Source organism: Nonomuraea sp. NPDC003707, from assembly GCF_053587055.1.
Map to the genome: position 1 here is coordinate 25267 of NZ_JBSFNK010000019.1, position 18314 is coordinate 43580.

15 protein-coding genes and 1 pseudogene are annotated in these 18314 nt (G+C 70.0%); 12 read left to right on the plus strand and 4 right to left on the minus strand.

From position 1 onward, the window contains the following. The first annotated feature begins 44 nt into the window (after positions 1-44). The 4 genes from ACWDRB_RS38745 to ACWDRB_RS38760 are packed head-to-tail and all read left to right on the plus strand — an operon-like array spanning position 45 to position 4925. Complete coding sequence (locus tag ACWDRB_RS38745; RefSeq protein WP_355202904.1) at positions 45-1307, plus strand: nucleotide sugar dehydrogenase; 1263 nt, start codon at positions 45-47, stop codon at positions 1305-1307. 19 nt (positions 1308-1326) lie between these two features. Then, positions 1327-2418, plus strand: a complete 1092-nt coding sequence (locus ACWDRB_RS38750; RefSeq protein ID WP_350732575.1) for a glycosyltransferase — start codon at positions 1327-1329, stop codon at positions 2416-2418. Between the two features lie 10 nt (positions 2419-2428). Further along, positions 2429-4216: a DUF4434 domain-containing protein gene (locus ACWDRB_RS38755; RefSeq protein WP_449902356.1), complete on the plus strand. Its 1788-nt coding sequence runs from the start codon at positions 2429-2431 to the stop codon at positions 4214-4216. Positions 4217-4259: 43 nt separating this feature from the next. After that, on the plus strand, positions 4260-4925 hold the full coding sequence (locus tag ACWDRB_RS38760) for an NUDIX hydrolase (RefSeq protein ID WP_449902357.1): 666 nt from the start codon (positions 4260-4262) through the stop codon (positions 4923-4925). On the opposite strand, the gene ACWDRB_RS38765 is transcribed toward ACWDRB_RS38760, so the two are convergent. Then, positions 4915-5571, minus strand: coding sequence for a GNAT family N-acetyltransferase (locus tag ACWDRB_RS38765; RefSeq protein WP_449902359.1), 657 nt, complete (start codon positions 5569-5571; stop codon positions 4915-4917). The two genes, ACWDRB_RS38760 and ACWDRB_RS38765, sit on opposite strands and share 11 nt — an antisense overlap. 109 nt (positions 5572-5680) lie before the next feature. On the opposite strand from ACWDRB_RS38765, the gene ACWDRB_RS38770 reads away from it, so the two are divergent. Beyond that, positions 5681-6586, plus strand: coding sequence for a glycerophosphodiester phosphodiesterase family protein (locus tag ACWDRB_RS38770; RefSeq protein WP_397369005.1), 906 nt, complete (start codon positions 5681-5683; stop codon positions 6584-6586). Here the strand turns inward: ACWDRB_RS38770 and corA are convergent. After that, positions 6583-7605: a magnesium/cobalt transporter CorA gene (gene corA, locus ACWDRB_RS38775; RefSeq protein WP_449902363.1), complete on the minus strand. Its 1023-nt coding sequence runs from the start codon at positions 7603-7605 to the stop codon at positions 6583-6585. The genes ACWDRB_RS38770 and corA overlap by 4 nt on opposite strands. A 440-nt stretch (positions 7606-8045) precedes the next feature. Here corA and purD point away from each other — a divergent pair, with 440 nt between their 5' ends. The 4 genes from purD to ACWDRB_RS38795 all read left to right on the plus strand — a co-directional run bounded on the left by purD (position 8046) and on the right by ACWDRB_RS38795 (position 12927). Then, positions 8046-9260 (plus strand): phosphoribosylamine--glycine ligase, encoded by a 1215-nt coding sequence (gene purD, locus ACWDRB_RS38780; RefSeq protein ID WP_449902365.1) that lies wholly within the window; start codon positions 8046-8048, stop codon positions 9258-9260. Continuing rightward, entirely contained in the window at positions 9257-10093 is an 837-nt protein-coding gene (locus ACWDRB_RS38785; protein ID WP_363977165.1) for a phosphoribosylaminoimidazolesuccinocarboxamide synthase, read from the plus strand. Before purD ends, ACWDRB_RS38785 begins: the two co-directional genes overlap by 4 nt. A gap of 77 nt (positions 10094-10170) precedes the next feature. Further along, positions 10171-11436 (plus strand): UDP-N-acetylglucosamine 1-carboxyvinyltransferase, encoded by a 1266-nt coding sequence (murA, locus tag ACWDRB_RS38790; protein WP_350732587.1) that lies wholly within the window; start codon positions 10171-10173, stop codon positions 11434-11436. 201 nt (positions 11437-11637) lie between these two features. Continuing rightward, entirely contained in the window at positions 11638-12927 is a 1290-nt protein-coding gene (locus ACWDRB_RS38795; protein ID WP_185069825.1) for a GTP cyclohydrolase IIa, read from the plus strand. 545 nt (positions 12928-13472) lie between these two features. Here ACWDRB_RS38795 and ACWDRB_RS38800 read toward each other — a convergent pair. After that, positions 13473-13907, minus strand: coding sequence for a rhodanese-like domain-containing protein (locus ACWDRB_RS38800; protein ID WP_449902369.1), 435 nt, complete (start codon positions 13905-13907; stop codon positions 13473-13475). Positions 13908-14071: 164 nt separating this feature from the next. On the opposite strand from ACWDRB_RS38800, the gene ACWDRB_RS38805 reads away from it, so the two are divergent. Continuing rightward, positions 14072-15091 carry an EamA family transporter gene (locus ACWDRB_RS38805; protein ID WP_364253991.1) on the plus strand — a complete coding sequence of 340 codons (1020 nt, stop codon included), beginning with the start codon at positions 14072-14074 and terminating at the stop codon, positions 15089-15091. Between the two features lie 12 nt (positions 15092-15103). Here ACWDRB_RS38805 and ACWDRB_RS38810 read toward each other — a convergent pair. After that, positions 15104-16264 (minus strand): annotated as a pseudogene (locus ACWDRB_RS38810) (aspartate aminotransferase family protein); the annotation flags it as partial. Between the two features lie 105 nt (positions 16265-16369). On the opposite strand from ACWDRB_RS38810, the gene ACWDRB_RS38815 reads away from it, so the two are divergent. Together ACWDRB_RS38815 and ACWDRB_RS38820 are read left to right on the plus strand one after the other, a co-directional pair. Next, positions 16370-17215 carry a fumarylacetoacetate hydrolase family protein gene (locus tag ACWDRB_RS38815; RefSeq protein WP_449902373.1) on the plus strand — a complete coding sequence of 282 codons (846 nt, stop codon included), beginning with the start codon at positions 16370-16372 and terminating at the stop codon, positions 17213-17215. A gap of 9 nt (positions 17216-17224) precedes the next feature. Continuing rightward, the gene (locus ACWDRB_RS38820) at positions 17225-18301 is read left to right on the plus strand and encodes a helix-turn-helix domain-containing protein (RefSeq protein WP_449902376.1); all 1077 of its coding nucleotides are present in this window, start codon (positions 17225-17227) and stop codon (positions 18299-18301) included. The last annotated feature ends 13 nt before the right edge of the window (positions 18302-18314 follow it).

Below are 18314 nucleotides of genomic sequence, written 5' to 3' on the forward strand. Positions count from 1 at the left end.
TTTGCGACCATGAAGTGTTGTTTCCGGCTCTCTAAGGCGCTGCTGTGACAGAAATCGACTTGGCTGTCATCGGCCTGGGCTATGTCGGCATGCCGCTGGCCAAGGAGGCGGTCGCCGCCGGCCTGCGGGTCGTCGGCCTCGACGTCGACCCCGCCAAGGTCGACGCGCTCAACGCCGGGCAGTCGTACATCGATGACCTGGCCGACGCCGATCTCGAGCACATGCTGGCCAACGGGTTCAGCGCCACGCTCGACGAGACCGTACTCGCCAGAAGCAACACGATCGTGATCTGCGTGCCCACCCCGCTGGACGAGGACCACCGACCGGACCTGTCCGCCGTGGAGGGCGCCACCAAGGCCGTCGGCCGCAACCTGAGCAAGGGCACGCTCGTCGTGCTCGAGTCCACCACCTGGCCGGGCACCACCGACGAGGTGGCCAGGCCGCTGCTGGAGAGCTCGGGGCTCGTCGCGGGCAAGGATTTCCACCTCGCCTTCTCGCCCGAGCGCATCGACCCCGGCAACCCCAAGTTCGGCCTGCGGAACACCCCCAAGGTCGTGGGCGGCTACACGCCGCCCTGCCGCGACCGCGCCACGGCGTTCTACGGGCAGTTCATCGAGCAGGTGGTGCCGGTCAGCGGCACTCGCGAGGCCGAGATGGCCAAGCTGCTGGAGAACACCTACCGGCACGTCAACATCGCCCTCGTCAACGAGATGGCGATCTTCTGCGACGAGCTCGGCATCAACCTGTGGGAGTCGATCGAGGCCGCGGCGACCAAGCCGTTCGGCTTCCAGAAGTTCCTGCCCGGTCCGGGCGTCGGTGGGCACTGCATCCCCGTCGACCCGTCGTACCTGTCGTACACCGTGCGCAAGCTCGGCTACCCGTTCAGGTTCGTGGAGCTGGCGCAGGAGATCAACGAGCGGATGCCGTCGTACGTGGTGGCCCGCGTCCAGCGACTGCTGAACCGGCATAAGAAGGCCGTGAACGGCGCCCGGGTCGTTATGCTCGGCGTCACCTACAAACCGGACATCGCCGACGAACGCGAAACTCCGGCCCTCCCGGTGGCGCGTGCGCTGCTGGAGCTGGGCGCCGAGCTCTCGTTCGCGGACCCCTATGTCAAGGAGTGGGCGGTTGACGGCACCCCGGTGCCGCGTGAGGAGGATCTGGCCAAGGCCGTGATCGACGCGGACGTGACGCTGCTGCTGCAGCAGCACGCCGCTTTCGACCTCGACATGGTCGAGGAGAACGCCCGGCTCGTGCTCGACACCCGCGGTGTGCTCACCGAGGGTGAACGCGTCGAGCGGCTGTAGCGACGGAGGGCTGCGCGCAGTGCACGTGCTCGTCATGACGGTGGTGCATAACCCCGAGGATGCTCGAATTCTGCACAGGCAGATTCGTGCCCTTGTGGATGCCGGTCATGAGGTCACGTACGCCGCCTCGTTCACCGCCCACGGGGTCGTCCCGCGACCCTGGGTGACCGGCGTCGACCTCCCCCGTGCCGCCCAACGCAAGCGGATGTCGGCCGTGTGGGCCGCCCGGCGGCTGTTCAAACGCATGCGCGACAAGGTCGATCTCGTCCTCATCCACGACCCCGAGCTGCTGTTCGCCATCTGGGGCGTGCGCAACCGGCCGCCCGTGGTGTGGGACGTGCACGAGGACACCCCCGCCACGCTCTCGCTCAAGCCGTGGCTGCCGGCGCCGCTGCGGCCTCCCGTGCGGTTCTTCGCCCGCATGCTGGAGGGCACCGCGGAGCGCCACATGCACCTGCTGCTGGCCGAGACGGCGTACGCGGGCAGGTTCAAGCACGCCCACCTGATCGTCCCGAACGAGACCTGGGTGCCCGACTCCGTGACGCCTCCCGGCGACGACCGGGTGGTCTACCTCGGCTGGTTGTCCAGGGCCAGGGGCGTGTTCGAGGCCGTCGAGGTGGCGAAGCTGCTGCAGCCGTACCGGGTGGCCGTGGAGCTGATCGGGTACGCCGACCCGCAGAGCCGTCCGATGCTCAACCAGGCCGTCACCGAGGGCCTGCTGGAGTGGCGCGACTTCATGCCCAACGACGAGGCGCTCAAGCGGCTCGACGGGGCGCTGGCGGGGCTGTCGCTGCTGCACGACGAGCCGAACTACCGCCACTCGATGCCCACGAAGATCGTGGAGTACATGGCGCACGGCATCCCCGTCATCACGACCCCGTCGCCGCGCGCCGTCGAGCTGGTGGAGCGCTATGACAGCGGCGTCGTGGTGCCCTGGGAGGACCCCAAGGCCGTGGCGCAGGCCGTCCTGACGCTGCGGGACGACGTACGGGAGCGGCGGGCGCAGGGCGCGCGCGGCTACGCGGCGGCCCGGGCCAACCACCACTGGCCCAACTCGGCCAAGCGCTTCGTGACCCAGCTTGAGTCCTGGGCCGGGGTCAAACGGGGGTAGGTTCCTGACCGTGCGCTGGCTCTTACTCGTCGTGGGCGCAGCGATCCTGGCAGTGATCGCCGCCGTGGTCATCGTCATGCCGCCGTCCGACGAGCCGGCGCCCACGGCCTCGTCCTCGACGCCCAAGCCGTCGCCGTCCGACCCCACGCCGAAGGTGCCCAAGTTCACCGACAACTGTGGAACGTTCGAGACCAGAGAGCGGGCCCCGTACGCCGTCACCGGCTACTGGATCACCCCCAGGTCGAACCCCTGCACCTGGCGCAGCCAGCTGGAGGAGATCCACAGCGTGGGCGGCGACACGATCATCCGGATCGGGTACGGCCTGCAGTTCCGCACCGTCTCCGACTCGGGCGAGATCCTGACGAGGGACGGGGAGCTCGACTCGCTCTACAAGGCGTGCGAGGAGGACGGGCTCACCTGTCACGACGCGGCCGAGCGGGACCTGCGCGAGGCCAACCCCGGTAACCGGATCGGCCGCACGTACGTCTACCGCACGGACGAGTCGTTCGGCACCAACCTGTTCCGCTGCCCGCAGATGGAGCACCCCGTCAAGGTGGGCAAGCGGATCTACTACCGGCTCCTCACCCAGCCGGACGGCTCGGACGACGCCACGTGCGACTTCTCCGGCAAGGCCACCTCGTACGACATGATCCTGGTGGCCGGGTCGGAGGAGGACAGCCTGGCCAAGCTCCTCGACCTGGGCGACCAGTTCGGCATGCGGATCTTCCCGGCGCTGCCGCTGGCCCCGCGCGACCCTAAGACGCCCACGAGGGCGTACAAGAAGCATCTCGGCACGCTGACCACGCTGACGCGGCGCATCCTGCAGGACTACGGCGTGCGGTTCGCCAACCGTGATTCGCTCGGTGGCGTCTACCAGCCGTTCGAGGTCCAGATGGCGGACACCCTGGCCACGAACCCGACGCTGGAGGTGTACGCCGACCAGCACACGATCGTGGAGCAGGAGCTCGGCAAGCCCATCCTGATCAGCCCCTACATGGACGCGCGCAGGAGGGTGCCCTTCGGGCAGTCGCCCAAGCAGGTGGCCGAGGCGTTCAAGGCGCTGGCGAAGACCGGGGTCGGCATCATCGCGCCGCAGGACAGCCGGGGGACCGGCAAGGTGGGGCTGTTCTGGCCGGACCAGCGCGACGACGAGGTGGACGAGCGGCTGCGCCCGGTGGTGGGGGAATCGACGTACGGGACGGCCTACCACGGCTCCACGCGGGACTACTACCGGGAGATGGCGGCGGCCCGCGCGGAGATGGTCGCGGCCGGCTTCCAGGTGGACCTGTGGGCGAACGTCGAGGCGTTCGAGCCCTCGGGCAAGGAGCCGTGCGCCCCGCAGGGCACCCGCGGCAAGACGGACAAGAAGCGCCTGGACCAGGCCGTGACCATGGCCGGGCGTTACGTACAGAAGGTCGTCTCCTACATGTGGAGCGACTTCATGACGTGCGGCACGCCGTCGCTCGAGAAGGAGATCATCACCGACTGGCGGCGGCCGATCGCGGTGGACGCGATCAGGAAGGCCCGCGACGTCCAGGACGGGGTGGAGGTACGCGGCTACAACTTCAAGGACAGCACCGTCACGATCACGTGGTCCGGCGGGACGAAGGACCTGTCGGTGCCGGCCGTCGGCTGGCTGGACGAGACCCGGCAGGAAGGGCTGGCCGAGGGCATGGTCACGGCGTGGGTGCCGTTCGACTGGACGCAGGTCCCGGCCGGCGACTGGGTGCAGGTCACCGTCAAGGGTCCGTCGGGCCAGGCCACCACGGAGCCCCTGCACGTTCGGATTGTCACGTAGGCACGGTTACCTGCCGACTGCTGACAACGTGTAGCGTGCCTGCATGGTCCCGAGCATCCCGGTCAGCGTCGACCTGGTCGTGCTCACCGTGCGAAACCACGCCCTGAGCGCCCTGGTGTGGCGCCGGGACAACCCCCCGTTCCTCCGGCGCTGGTCCCTGTCCGGCGGCTTCATCCAGCTCGACGAGGACCTTCCGGCCGCCGCCCACCGCATCCTCGCCGAACGGGCCGGTCTCCCGGGCGCGCCGGTCCACCTGGAGCAGCTCCAGACGTACGGCTACCCCGACCGCGACCCGCGCCAGCGCGTCCTGAGCGTCGCCTACCTGGGCCTGGCCCCCGACCTGCCGGCCTCGGAGAAGGCCCACATGAGCTGGCAGCCGGTCGACTCGCTCACGGCCATGGCCTTCGACCACCGCCGCATCATGCAGGACGGGATCGAGCGGGCGCGGGCCAAGCTGGAGTACACGCCGCTGGGGGCGGCCTTCTGCCCGCCGGAGTTCACGGTGGCGGACCTGCGCCGCGTGTACGAGATCGTCTGGGGCCGCCTCCTCGACCCGCGCAACTTCCACCGGAAGGTCACCAAGGCCGAGGGCTTCCTGGTGGAGACGGGGGCCACGACGACCAGGGACGGGGGCCGCCCGGCCAAGCTCTACCGCCGCGGCCCCGCCGAGCTCCTTCACCCGCCGATGCTGCGCAGCCTCAAGGAGTAGGGCTCCTCAGCACTGCCGCGGTCATGGGGGTGTGCAGGGTCCAGCCGAGGGTTTCGTAGAGGGCCTGGCCTTCCGCCGTGGCCACCAGGACGCCCGTATGAGCCCCCCGCGACGCCGCCGTGCTCGCCAGCGTACGCATGATCACGCTGCCGAGCCCGCGGCGGCGGTGGTTGCCCGCCGTCTCCACCTGGTCCATCACGGCCGTGCGGCCCGCCAGGGCGAACTGGCCCCTGGCGGCGACCTCGCCCGCGGCCGTCAGCAGGCGGGCCGCCGTGACCCCGGCGCGGGTCGTGACGGCCAGCGTGTAGCCGGGGGGAGCCTGGAAGGTCCCGCGGGTCAGGGGCGCCGTCATCATGAACTCCGGTTCCTGGACCGCCCATCGCTCCGGCAGGAGGGGGCCGACGTCCGCGGCGGAGGCGCACAGCTTCAGCCAGGTCCCGGGCGTCATGGGGGCGGCGTTCAGGCGGTGGAGGGCCTCCGGCGTCGGGGCGGCGACGATGTGGCGGGACACGTGGCCGGGCAGGCCCACGTCCACCCGCAGGCCCCACGGCACCGGTACGGGTCGGGGAGCGTTGCGGGAGATCACCCAGCCGTCCACCCAGGCCCGAACTGTTGCGGTATGGGCAGTTTTGAGAACCTCCGTCATGATGTCCAGCTTATGGTCTGGCCTCTACCACTGACCGGGGCGTAGCAGGATAAAAAGGACACGGCGTGGCACCGCCGAGTCGTGACCCGGGCCAGGTAGGGTCCCCGGTGTGCGCGTTGAGATACATGGTCACAGGGGAGCTCGTGGCCTCTGGCCGGAGAACACCCTGCCGGGGATGAGCCGCACGATGGAGCTCGGCGTCCACGCGCTCGAGCTCGACGTCGCCCTCACCGCCGATCGGCGGCTCGTGCTCACGCACGACCTCACGGTCTCCGCCGTGACCAGTGCCGACCGGCGGCCGCTCAGGGCCGACGATCCGCTCTACCCCTACGTCGGCAAGCCGATCAACGCCCTCACGCTGGCGCAGCTGCGCATGCTCGACGTGGGCGTGCGGCTGCCGCGCCACCCCGACGACCCGTTCGCGCTGACGCAGGTCGCCATGCCCGAGACCAGGATGCCGACGCTCGGCGCGGTGCTGGGGCTGGTGAACGCCTACGAGGCGGAGGGCGTACGGCTGCACGTCGAGCTGAAGTCCGACCCCACCAGGCCCCACCTGACGGCCGACCCCGAGCTGTTCACCGAGCTGGTCGTCGAGGAGCTCGACCGGCACGGCAGGCTGGACAACGTGGCCGTGCTCAGCTTCGACTGGCGGATCATCACCCATGCGGCCAGGCTCGCCCCGGGCGCGCGGCGGTTCGCGCTGATCGAGCTGGACACCCTCCACTGGCACGACGATCTGGGCGACGACATCCCCGCCGCCGCCCGCGACGCCGGGGCGACCACGCTCTCGCCCGAGCACGCCATGGTGGACGAGGCGCTGATGGCCCAGGCCCGGGCCGCCGGCCTCGACGTGGCGGTCTGGACCGTCAACGAGGCCGGCCTGGCGGCGCGGATGCTGGACCTGGGGGTGGCCGGGATCGTCACCGACTACCCCGATCGGATGCGGGACCTCTGGCGGGAGCGGGGGATGGAGCTGCCCGAGCCCGTGGGCCCGCTGAAGCCGGTGGGGGTCTAGAGCCAGCCGTTCCTGCGGAAGCCCCGATGCAGGAGCACGCAGGCGGTGACCATGACGGACAGCACCGCGGGGTAGCCCCAGACCGAGTGGATCTCCGGCATGAAGTCGAAGTTCATGCCGTAGATCCCGGCGATCATGGTGGGCACGGCCAGGATGGCCACCCAGGACGAGATCTTGCGCATGTCCTCGTTGGCCAGGGCGTTCGAGCGGGCCAGGGCGGCCTGCAGGATCGAGCTGCACAGCTCGTTGGAGGACTCCACCTGCTCGCAGACCCGGGAGAGGTGGTCGCCGACGTCGCGGAAGTATTCGCGCATCTCCGAGGGGATGACGCGACGCTGCGGCAGCGCGGCCATGGGGGACTGCAGCGGCATTATGGCCCGCTTCATCTCCAGCATCTCCCGCTTGAGCTGGTAGATCCGGTTGATGTCGCGGGAGCTGACGTCGGCGAACACCGTCGCCTCGACCTCTTCCAGCTCCAGCTGCATGAGGTCGGCGACCTGGAGGTACTGGTCGACGACGTGGTCGGAGATGGCGTGCAGGACGCCGGCGGGGCCGCGGTTCATCAGCTTGGGCTTGTCCTCGAGGCGCTCGCGGACCGCGCTGAGCGGGCAGTGGTCGCCGTGCCGCACTGTCACCACGAAGTCGGGGCCGATGAACACCATGATCTCGCCGGTGGCGATGATCTCGCTGGTGGCGGTCAGCTCGTCGTGATCGAGGTAGGCGATGGTCTTGAGCACCATGAACAGCGACTCGCCGTACCGCTCGACCTTGGGGCGCTGATGGGCCTTGACGGCGTCCTCGACGGCGAGCGGGTGCAGATCGAACACCTCGGACAGCCACTCGACCTCGGGGGCGTCGGGCTCGTGGAGCCCCACCCAGACGAACGCGTTGGCGCCGTCGGACTCCTTGTTGCGCTCGCGGACGAGGTTGAGCGCCTCGACGATGCCGGTGGCGGCGACCTTCTTGCCCTGGACGTAGGCGCCGTACTCGACGATGGAGTCGACGGGGGGCACGCACATGTCACGCACCGGCTCTGCGAGCTGGAGCGCGGTGCGCGTCTGAAGAGGGTGACGGTTGATGCGACGGAAAAGCGTGGACGAGCGCATGGCAGTCCCTTTCCGCCCGACCTGGCACGCTCCACGCGCGATGAAACTTCACCTCACAGAATGCGTGGAGGCACGATCAGGCTGCCGGATTGGAGTGGTCGGGGGTATACGAGGTGTACGTGAGCGAGCACGTACTGCTGGGATCACCAGGATTCATCCCGGACCACCTCCAATCACATTGGGACGCCGCGAAGCCGCCCTAACTTACCACAGCCGGGTGAACTTCTTTGACGATACTCGCCAGGACCGTCTCGACTCAGGTAGAACTCCACAAAGTTATGGCCCTATTCCGGCGATTGGTGTGGCCGAGGCCCTAGCCTGTGCCAGGCTGCGGGCCTGCGACAATGGACCTCGTGCGCGTTCTAGTCATTGGTTCCGGAGGGCGTGAGCACGCCCTGTGCCGTTCCCTCAGCCTCGATCCCCAGGTCAGCGAGCTCCACTGCGCCCCGGGCAACCCGGGCATCGAGCAGGTGGCGGCCCTTCATCCCGTCGATCCGCTCGACCCCGGGCAGGTGGCCGAGCTGGCCGTGCGGCTGCGGGTCGATCTCGTGGTCGTGGGGCCCGAGGCGCCGCTCGTCGCGGGGGTGTCCGACGCCGTGCGCGACGCGGGCATCGCGTGCTTCGGGCCGTCGAAGGACGCCGCCATGATCGAGGGCTCCAAGACCTTCGCCAAGGAGGTCATGAAGGCGGCCGACGTGCCGACCGCGCGGGCCAGGACGTGCGTCACCGAGGAGGAGGCGGCCGCCGCGCTCGACGAGTTCGGGGCCCCTTATGTGGTCAAGGACGACGGGCTCGCGGCCGGCAAGGGCGTGGTCGTCACCGACGACAGGGACAAGGCCCTCGCGCACGCGCGCGCGTGCGAGCGCGTGGTGATCGAGGAGTTCCTCGACGGGCCGGAGGTGTCGCTGTTCGCGCTGTGCGACGGCAGCACGGCGGTGCCGCTGCAGGTCGCCCAGGACTTCAAGCGGGCCTACGACGGCGACGAGGGCCCCAACACCGGCGGCATGGGCGCCTACACGCCGCTGCCGTGGGCGCCCGACGGGCTGACCGAGCAGGTCATGCGGGAGATCGTGCACCCGACGATCGGCGAGCTGACCCGGCGCGGGCTGCCCTTCCAGGGCGTGCTCTTCGTGGGGCTGGCGCTGACCTCCAAGGGGCCGAAGGTCGTGGAGTTCAACGCGCGCTTCGGCGATCCGGAGACGGAGGTGCTGCTCGACCGGCTGGAGACGCCGCTGGGCGGGCTGCTGATGGCGTGCGCGACGGGCGAGCTGGGGCTCGACCCGGTGTTCAAGGACGGCTCGGCCGTGACCGTGGTGATCGCTTCCGAGGGCTACCCCGAGGCGCCGGTCAAGGGCGACGTGATCAGGGGGCCGCAGGAGAGCGGCGACGCGTACGTCCTGCACGCCGGGACCGCGCGGCAGGGTGACGAGGTGGTCTCCGCCGGCGGGCGGGTGCTCGCCGTGGTCGGCCACGGGCCCGACCAGGACAGCGCGCGCCGGGCGGCCTATGACCTCGTCGGCCGGATCGAACTGCGCGGCTCCCACCACAGGACGGACATCGCCCGATGAAGCACGTGCACTCCGGCAAGGTACGCGACCTCTACCAGACCGACGACGGCAAGCTGCTGATGGTCGCCTCCGACCGCCTGTCGGCCTTCGACTACGTGCTGGAGCCCGATATCCCCGACAAGGGGGCCATTCTCACGCAGATGTCGTTGTGGTGGTTCGACCAGCTCAAGGACGTCGTGCCCAACCACGTCCTGGGCGAGGGCGACGACTCCCGCAGCGTGCTGTGCAAGCCGCTGACGATGGTGCAGGTCGAGTGCGTGGCGCGGGGCTACCTCACCGGTGGCGGGCTCAACGAGTACCGCGCCGACGGCACGGTCTCCGGGGTCCGGCTGCCGGAAGGGCTGGAGGACGGCTCCCGGTTGCCCGAGCCGATCTTCACGCCGTCCACCAAGGCGCCCATGGGGCAGCACGACGAGCCGATCTCGTACGAGCAGGTCGTCCAGGAGGTCGGCAAGGAGACCGCCGAGGAGCTGCGGCGGATCACCCTGGCCGTCTACACGCGCGGCGCGGAGATCGCCGCGGAGCGCGGCATCATCGTGGCCGACACCAAGATCGAGCTCGGCTGGGACGCCGACGGGGTGCTGACCCTGGGCGACGAGGTGCTGACCCCCGACTCGTCGCGGTTCTGGCCGGCCGACGAGTGGAAGCCGGGCCGCTCACAGCCCTCTTTCGACAAGCAATTTGTACGCGATTGGCTGCTATCGCCCGAATCGGGATGGGACAAATCCTCCGGAAACCCCCCACCTGCGCTTCCTGACCACATCGTGGAGCGCACGAGGCAGCGATACCTAGAAGCATATGAGCGCATCACGGGGGCTTCCTTTAGCGGATGATTCGGCTGGGCCAGTTGGTGTTACCGACTACTGTTGGCCCGATCGAGCCTCACCGTTGATTTCAAGGAGCCGCACGAATGGTCCGTTACCGCGTGCGCGGTGGCAACGCACTGCGTGGAACCGCGTTCATCCAGGGCGCGAAGAACGCCGTGCTCCCCATGATCGGTGCGGCTCTGCTCGCCGCCAAGGGCCGCACCGTTCTACGCAACGTGCCGATCATCGAGGACGTCCGCCGCGCGGTCGAGCTGGCCGAGGCGGTCGGCGCGTACGTCGAGCTGCACGAGTCAGAGCGCACGCTGGTCATCGACGCCTCCAGGCTGACCAGCGCCGTTCTGCCGGCAGAGATCGCCAGGCGCTTCCGCGGTTCCGTGCTGTTCACCCCCGCCCTGCTCCACCGGCTGGGCGAGGCCATCATCGAGGGGATCGGCGGCTGCAACCTCGGCAGCCGCAACCTCGACTTCCACTACCTCGGCTACAAGCGGCTGGGCGCGCTCGTGGACGAGGGCGAGACCGTCATCCACGTCAAGGCGTCCGGCCTGACCGGCGCGACCCTCTACCTCGACACCCCGTCGCACACCGGCACCGAGAACCTCATCATGGCCGCCGCCCTGGCCAAGGGCACGACCGTGATCGAGAACGCGGCCCTGGAGCCCGAGGTGCTCGACGTCATCGACATGCTGACCAAGATGGGCGCGCGGATCAGCGGCGGCGGCACGGGGTTCATCACCGTGGAGGGCGTGGAGGAGCTGCACGCCGTCGAGCACACGGTGATGCCCGACCGGCTCGACGCGGGCGTGTTCGCGATGGCCGCGGCGATCACCGGGGGCGAGCTGAGCCTGGTGGGCACGGGCCTCGACCTCGGCGTCGTCCGCTACAAGCTGGAGCAGATGGGCGTCGAGTTCGCCCGGCAGGGCGCCGTCCTGCACGTGCGGTGCGAGGGCCCGCTGCGCCCGATCAACATCATCACCGACACCTACCCCGGCTTCGCCACCGACCTGCAGTCGCCGATGATGACCGTCGCGGCGCTCGCCGACGGCACCAGCTACATCCACGAGCGCATCTTCGACGGCAGGTTCGCCCTGGCCGGAGAGCTGAACAAGATGGGCGCGAACGTCGAGGTCGAGGGCAGCCGGGCCATCGTGCGCGGCCGGACGCCGCTGATCGGCACCCAGGTGACGGCCCACGATCTCCGCTCCGGCATCGCCCTGGTGCTCGCCGGCCTCGCCGCCGAGGGGGAGACGCACATCGACTCCGGATACCTCATCGATCGCGGCCACGCGCATCTCGCCGCCCGAATGCGCGCTCTCGGTGCGGACATTACACGAGAGATTTCAGAGCGCTAAAAAACGCCAGAAAAACCTCGTTGAGCTGCTAGGACATCTTGTCGGGCGGTCAACCTGAACGACTTTCCGGAAAAGTCGGGCGTGACATTACGGCCCCCGCGAGCGATCGTTCCAAAAGAGAGCACTGCAACGGACGGCAGGATGGGACGAACATTGGTCGAGAGGGCCGAAGAAACTCCCCGAGTGTCACGCCCGGGCGCTATGACACCGGACCTCACCATCGGCGTGGTCGGACCCCACGACCTGGTCGAGCGAGTCATGCTGATGGGTCATGCCGCGGCTCCGCTGCCGTGTCGCCTGGTCGCGGCCGCATACCGCGACGAACAGGAGGCGCCCGACAAGGTGACGCGGCTCGGACCCGGAGTCGACGCATGCTTGTTCGCCAGCCCGGTCCCTTATGACCTGGCCAGGCGTTCCGGTGTGCTGACGATGCCGGCGACGTACGTCCAACTCGGCGGAGCAGCACTGGTGGCGGCGTTGGCCAAGGCCGCGCTCGACACTCGCATCGACCCCCAGCGGGTCAGCATCGACGTGGTGAGCAGGGCCGATGTCGAGGAGGCGTACACCGACCTCGGCATCCCCGCGACGGACGTGCACAGCCGCGACGAGCCGGGAGCCACCGGCACGATCGCGGCCTACCACGAACGTCTGGCCAGGCAGGGGGCCACCTCGGGAGCACTGACGTGCCTCCCCGCGGTGGCCGAACGCCTGCACGCCGCGGGCGTTCCGGTCATCAGGATCAGGCCGACCTCGGCGGCGGTCCGCACGGCACTGCACACCGCGGCGCTGCTGGGGGCACACCACCGGCTGGAGGAGTCACAGCTCACCGTGGTGCTGGTGGAGGTGCCGACGCTGCGCGAACCCGTGCGCCGCGCGGCCCCCCGCTACTGGCGCGACGAGCTGCGGCTGTCACTGCATCGGCTCCTGGTCCAGGAGGCGAACCGGATCAACGCCACCGTCTGGCCCATCGACGATCACAGCTATCTGGTTACCGCTACCAGAGGCTCGATCGCGGCGGCGACAGACGGGTTCAGGGTGTTGCCGTTCGCGGCCAGGATCAGGGACGAGCTGGGACTGGCGGTCGAGGTCGGCGTGGGCATGGGTCGCACGACGCATGACGCGGAGTCGCACGCCCGGGCGGCACTGGCCCGCACACAGGCGGGCAAACAGGCACAGGGATTCGCGGTGGATCGCGAGGGGCGGGCACTCATCCCGGCCCCCCGGATGCCACCGACCGGGTCCAACGCACTCAAACCGAAGGGGGTGGAAGTACTGGCCCGGCTCGCGGCCAAGCTCGAAGGCGGAGACACCGTGGTGGACGCCGAGGGCGCGGGCAAGATGCTGGGAGTGACGCCGCGTACGGCTCGGCGGTTGCTGCGCACGTTGGTTGACGAGGGACTCGCGTGGCCGCTACCGCCGAACCGCACACCGCAGCCTGGCCGTCCGCGCCAGCTGTACCGGCTGATCGTGGAGAAGCTCGGGCCCCGATGAGGGTCCGGGACTGAGCGTTTCGGTGCCGGGCCGCCTCTCGGCACCGAGCGTCACGGGCGGGGTCCGCGCCCGCGGGCACTTCTTGCTGCCCGCCGTACGGGCCTGAGGCGTCTTTTGAGGCTGGAAACGCTCCCGGGGCTGGTCTGATGCCCGACGGGGAGCCGCCGCCCCTCTGTGTGCATTACGGAGTCGTGTGTGACTGTTGTGGGCTTTCGTATGACCTGGGGAACAGGATGGCATTGACAATCGATGTCATCTTTGCGAACTCACGCATTGACTCTTGTGAACTCATTGGTTGACCCGTGTAGATCCGGGTATGTTCTCCAGTGCCCCCGATCGACGGGATTCGGACGGGGGCGCCAATTCTTTCAGGCGTCGATCTTCCGCCCTCGCGAGCGTTCTGGCTGTGTGTTTCTGGCCGAGGCGTCGCGGTTTCGTCCAACACCACGTGGCTCGACGCGTTTCCGCAGGTCGGAGGCCAGAAGTCGTGGTAGGGAAGCGGCCGGTTTCGGGCTGATTCGTCCGGTGTTGCGGGCCGTGCGCCGTCAGCAGGCGCAGGCGGCGCCGGACACGGGCGCCGTGAGGGGGTCCACGGGGCGCCGGGTGACGCCCGAGGCGGTCTCCACGGGGAAGCCCTCCCTCGCCCAGTACTCGAAGCCGCCGATCATCTCCTTGACCCGGTAGCCCAGCTTCGCGAACTCCAGGGCCGCCCTGGTGGCGCCGTTGCACCCCGGGCCCCAGCAGTACGTCACGACCATGGCCTCACCCGGGACCAGGCCGGGCGCCCTCGTGGCGATCTCGGCGGTCGGGAGGTGCACGGCGCCCTCGATGTGGCCCTGGTCCCAGCTCTCCCGGCTGCGCGAGTCGACGACCACGACGCCGGGGACCCCGGCGGCCAGGTCCGCGGCCACGTCCGAGACGTCGGTCTCGAAGGCGAGGCGGGCGGCGAAGTGGGCGAGCGCGGCGGCGTTGTCGGACATCGGGAGATCGTTCCCTTCGTAGCGGGTGACTGCGAAGGATCGTGTCACTTTCCGCAGGTAGGAGGACAGTGGCGTGAATGCCGCTGATCGCTAATATCCCGCCAGAGTGCGATGTCTGATACCTGCGAGAGTTCTGTCGGGGTCGCCCGGTACAGTCATGAGCCATGCGTACGGACACCACTGACAGCCGGCCCACCGTCCTCGTCTGGGGCGCCCTGGCGGTCGTCTACGTGGTCTGGGGTTCGACGTACCTGGGGATCGGCGTCGCCATCGAGTCGATCCCGCCGATGCTCAGCGGGGCCCTGCGGTTCATCACCGCCGCCGCCCTGCTCGCCGGTTTCCTGTTGATCCGGTCGGGGCCGTCGGCCTTCAGGATGTCGCGCCGGCAGTTCCTGGGCGCGGCCGTTGTGGGCGTGCTCCTGCTGACCACCGGCAACGGGCTGCTGGCGGTGGCCGAGCAGTACATCTCCACGGGCCTGGCGGCGCTCCTGGTGGCCTCGGTGCCGCTGTGGCTGGTCGTGTTCAGGTTCGCCGTGCGCGACCGTCCCAAGACGCTCACGCTCGCGGGCGTGCTGGTCGGGCTCGGCGGGGTCGCGGCGCTGTCGCTGACCGGCGCCGACGGCGGCAGCGGCGTCGGGATCGTGGTGGTCCTGCTCGGCTCGGTGTCCTGGGCCGTGGGCTCGTTCCTGTCGAGCAGGATCCAGATGCCCGCCAACGCGCTGGCCACCAGCGCGGTCGAGATGGTCGTGGGCGGCGCCGGGCTGCTGGTGCTCGGGACCGGGGTCGGCGAGCGGCTCGACGTGTCGGCCGTCACCACCAGATCGTGGGTGGCGCTGGCCTACCTGGTCTTGGTGGGGTCCCTGATCGGGTTCACCGCGTTCTCCTGGCTGCTCGGCAACGCCCCCATCTCGCTGGTGTCCACCTACGCCTACGTCAACCCGGCGGTGGCCGTCGCGCTCGGCGCGCTCATGCTGGACGAGCCGATCACGACCCAGGTGGTCGTCGGCGGCCTGGTCATCCTGGCCGGCGTGGCGCTGGTGATCTCAACCGAGCGGAAGCGACCGAAGCGCGTCCTCGAAGACGTCGACGGTGGCGGCGACGTCGGCCTCGGTGTGGGCGGTGGACAGGAACCACAGCCCGCGCGGCACCATGTTGACCCCGCGGTCGAGCAGCGCGGCGTGTAGGCGGGTCATCATGGCGCGGTCGGTCCCGGCGAAGTCGCGGTAGTCGCGTACCGCGGGCGCGTCGGTGAAGTACGTCTGGAAGACCGGCCCCGGCCCGTCCACCAGCATCGGGACGCCCACCTTGGCCGCGGCCTCGCGCAGGCCGGCCATGAGCTGCCGCCCCCGCGCGTAGAGGGTGCCGTAGACCTCCTCGCGCTCCTCGTCCAGGATGCGCAGGGTGGCCTCGGCGGCGGCGATGCCGACGGGCTGGGAGTTGAACGTCCCGGCGTGCGCGACCTTGCCCGAGGAGATGGCGTCCATCACGGCCGCCCGCCCCGCCAGCGCGGACACCTGCATGCCGCCCGCCATCGCCTTGCCGAAGACCGACAGGTCGGGGCTGACGCCGAGGTACTCCTGGGCGCCGCCGGGGGCGAGCCGGAAACCGGTGATGATCTCGTCGAAGATCAGCAGGCTGCCGTGGCGGTCGCACAGCGCGCGCACCCCCTGGAGATAGCCGGGGTCCGGCTCGATGGCGCCGGTGTTGCAGAGCACCGGCTCCGTGACGACGGCGGCGATCTGTCCCGCGTGCTCGTCCATGAGACGGCTGAGCGCGTCCAGGTCGTTCCAGGGGCAGATCACCAGGTCGGCGGCGGGCGGCTGGCCCGCGGTGCCGGGGACGGGGCGCGGGTGGTCCTGCGGTCCCGCGTCGTCCAGGGACGGGTGCACGCTGTAGAGGACCGGGTCGAGCCAGCCGTGGTAGTGGCCCTCGAACTTGAGGATCTTGGGCCGTCCGGTGAAGCCGCGCGCCAGGCGCCAGGCGGCGTGCGCGGCCTCGGAGCCGACGGTGTTGAAGCGGACGCGGTCCGCCGAGGGCACCATCGCGCACAGCCGCTCGGCGACGCGGGCCTCCGCCGCGTGCTGGGCGGAGTAGACGATGCCGCGGGCCACCTGCGCGGCCACGGCCTCCACCACGGCGGGCGGGCAGTGGCCGAGCAGCGCCGGGCCCTGGCCGAGCACGTAGTCGGTGTAGACGTTGCCGTCGACGTCCCAGAGCCTGGCTCCCGATGCCCTGTCCACGTAGAGCGGCACGCCCGCGGTGCGGCGGGCGTCGCTGGAGACGCCGCCCGCGATGTAGCGCTGGGCATTGGTGTAGAGGTCGCGGCTGACGTCCAGAGTGCGGGTCATGCCGACCATCAAACGGGGGCACCTCGCCCGGCCACAAGAAAGAGAGCAAGAAGCGGGTCTAAGCGCAAATTTCGGTGCTTGTGGAGGTCACAGGGCCTTGATGGGCTTACGGACATGTTTCTTGGACGCATTCGGCGCACCCCTTCCGGTCCCGTCGAGCTGGTGGCCCGGCGCGCGCCCGGCGAGCTCGTGAGCCTGGCCGACCTCGGGTCCGACCCGGTGGCGGCCCTGGACTCGTACGGGCTCGACCGCCTGACCGAGCTGGTGGCCGGCCACGACGGCCCCACCTTGGACGAGAGCGCGGTGATCTTCGAGCCGCCCGTGGCCACCTGCACGAAGATCTGCTGCCTGGCGCTGAACTACCAGGAGCACGCGGACGAGAGCGGTCTGGAGGTGCCGCCGGAGCCGGTGCTGTTCTTCAAGCCGCCGTCCGCGCTCGTGGGCCACGGCCACCCCGTCGTCGCCCCCGCCCGCACCCGCCACCTGGAGCACGAGGTGGAGCTGGCCGTGGTCATCGGCAAGGTGACCAGGGACCTGCCGGCCGAGCGGTGGCGCGAGGCCGTCGCCGGATACACCGTGATCAACGACATGACGGCCCGCGACCTCCAGCTGGCCAACATAGCCCGCAACGTGCCGTGGGACCAGTCGAAGGGGTTCGACACCTTCGCGCCCGTGGGCCCGTACCTGGCGACGGTGGACGAGGTGCCCGATCCGCAGGAGCTGGAGCTGACCTTGGAGGTGGACGGCGAGGTCAGGCAGCGGGCCAACACCCGGCAGATGGTCTTCGGGCTGCCCCGGCTCATCGCCGACCTGTCCGACGGGATGACGCTGATGCCCGGGGACATCGTCGCGACCGGCACCATCGCCGGGATCGCCCCGCTCAAGGACGGCGACACCATGCGGGCCACGGTGGAGGGAATCGGGACGCTGGTGAATACGGTCAAATTTCGGTCCGCCTAAAGTAGAGGCATGACCTACGCCGTGGCTGCCCTGGTGGACATCGACGACTTCATGGTTTCCGAGAAGACCCGTGGCCGACCGTGGGCGCTGCGCCAGCTCCAGCGCGCCGACCACGCGGTGCGCGCCGCCGCGAGCGCCCGCCGCGACGCGACCTGCCACCCCCGGCCCCCGGAGGAGTGGCTGATCGTGTTGTCGGGCGCCGACCCGGGCGCGCTGATGTCCGACGCGGAGGAGCTGGCCGAGGAGCTGCGGGCCAGGATCGTCCGCGAGACGGCGTGGACGGCCACGGTCAGCCTGGGCGCGCCCAGCCTCGGACACCTCGCGGCGGAGCGGGACGCCAGGCGGGTCAACGACTACAAGCTCGTGCTCGGCGGCGACCGGGTGATCGCGCCACCCGCGCACGAGAGCGCCGCGTCGGCGCCTCCGGTGCGCATCGAGCAGGAGCTGACCAGGCGGGTCCGCGCCGGTGACCGCAACGGCGCGGCGGGGCTGCTGGCCGGGTGGGTGGACAGGTGCGCCCGGGAGCCCGGGGTCGACCCGCGCACGCTGCGCAACTGGCTCATCGGCCAGCTGCTGTTCGTGGTGGACGTGGCCAACCGGAGCAGGCTGGCCGACGGGTCGACGGACTGGGTGGAGGCCTGCGCCCGGCTGCCGATCGAGGACATCATCATGGTCGGAGACATCCACGAACGCTCCTACCTGCACTTCTGGCTGCGGGAGACGCTGGGCCGGCTCATGCCGGCCGCGCCCCGCCGTGACGTGCTCACGCTGGCCGAGGCCTACCTGGCGGAGCACTACACCGATCCCGGGCTGCGCCTGGCGACCGTGGCGGAGGCCGTGAGCGCGAGCCCGTACTACATCTCGCACCTGTTCGCGGAGGAGCGGCGGACGACGTTCCTGCGGCACCTGACCGGGCTGCGGCTGCGGCACGCCCGCCGGTTGCTGTCCACCTCGGCGCTGCCGGTGGACGTGGTCGCCGCGCACACCGGCTACCCGACCGCGAAGGCCCTGCGCAGCGCGTTCCGGCGGTACGTCGGCTGCTCCCCCACGGAATACCGCAGGGCCGGGCTCCGGCCCGAATCGTGACCAGGAGGACGCG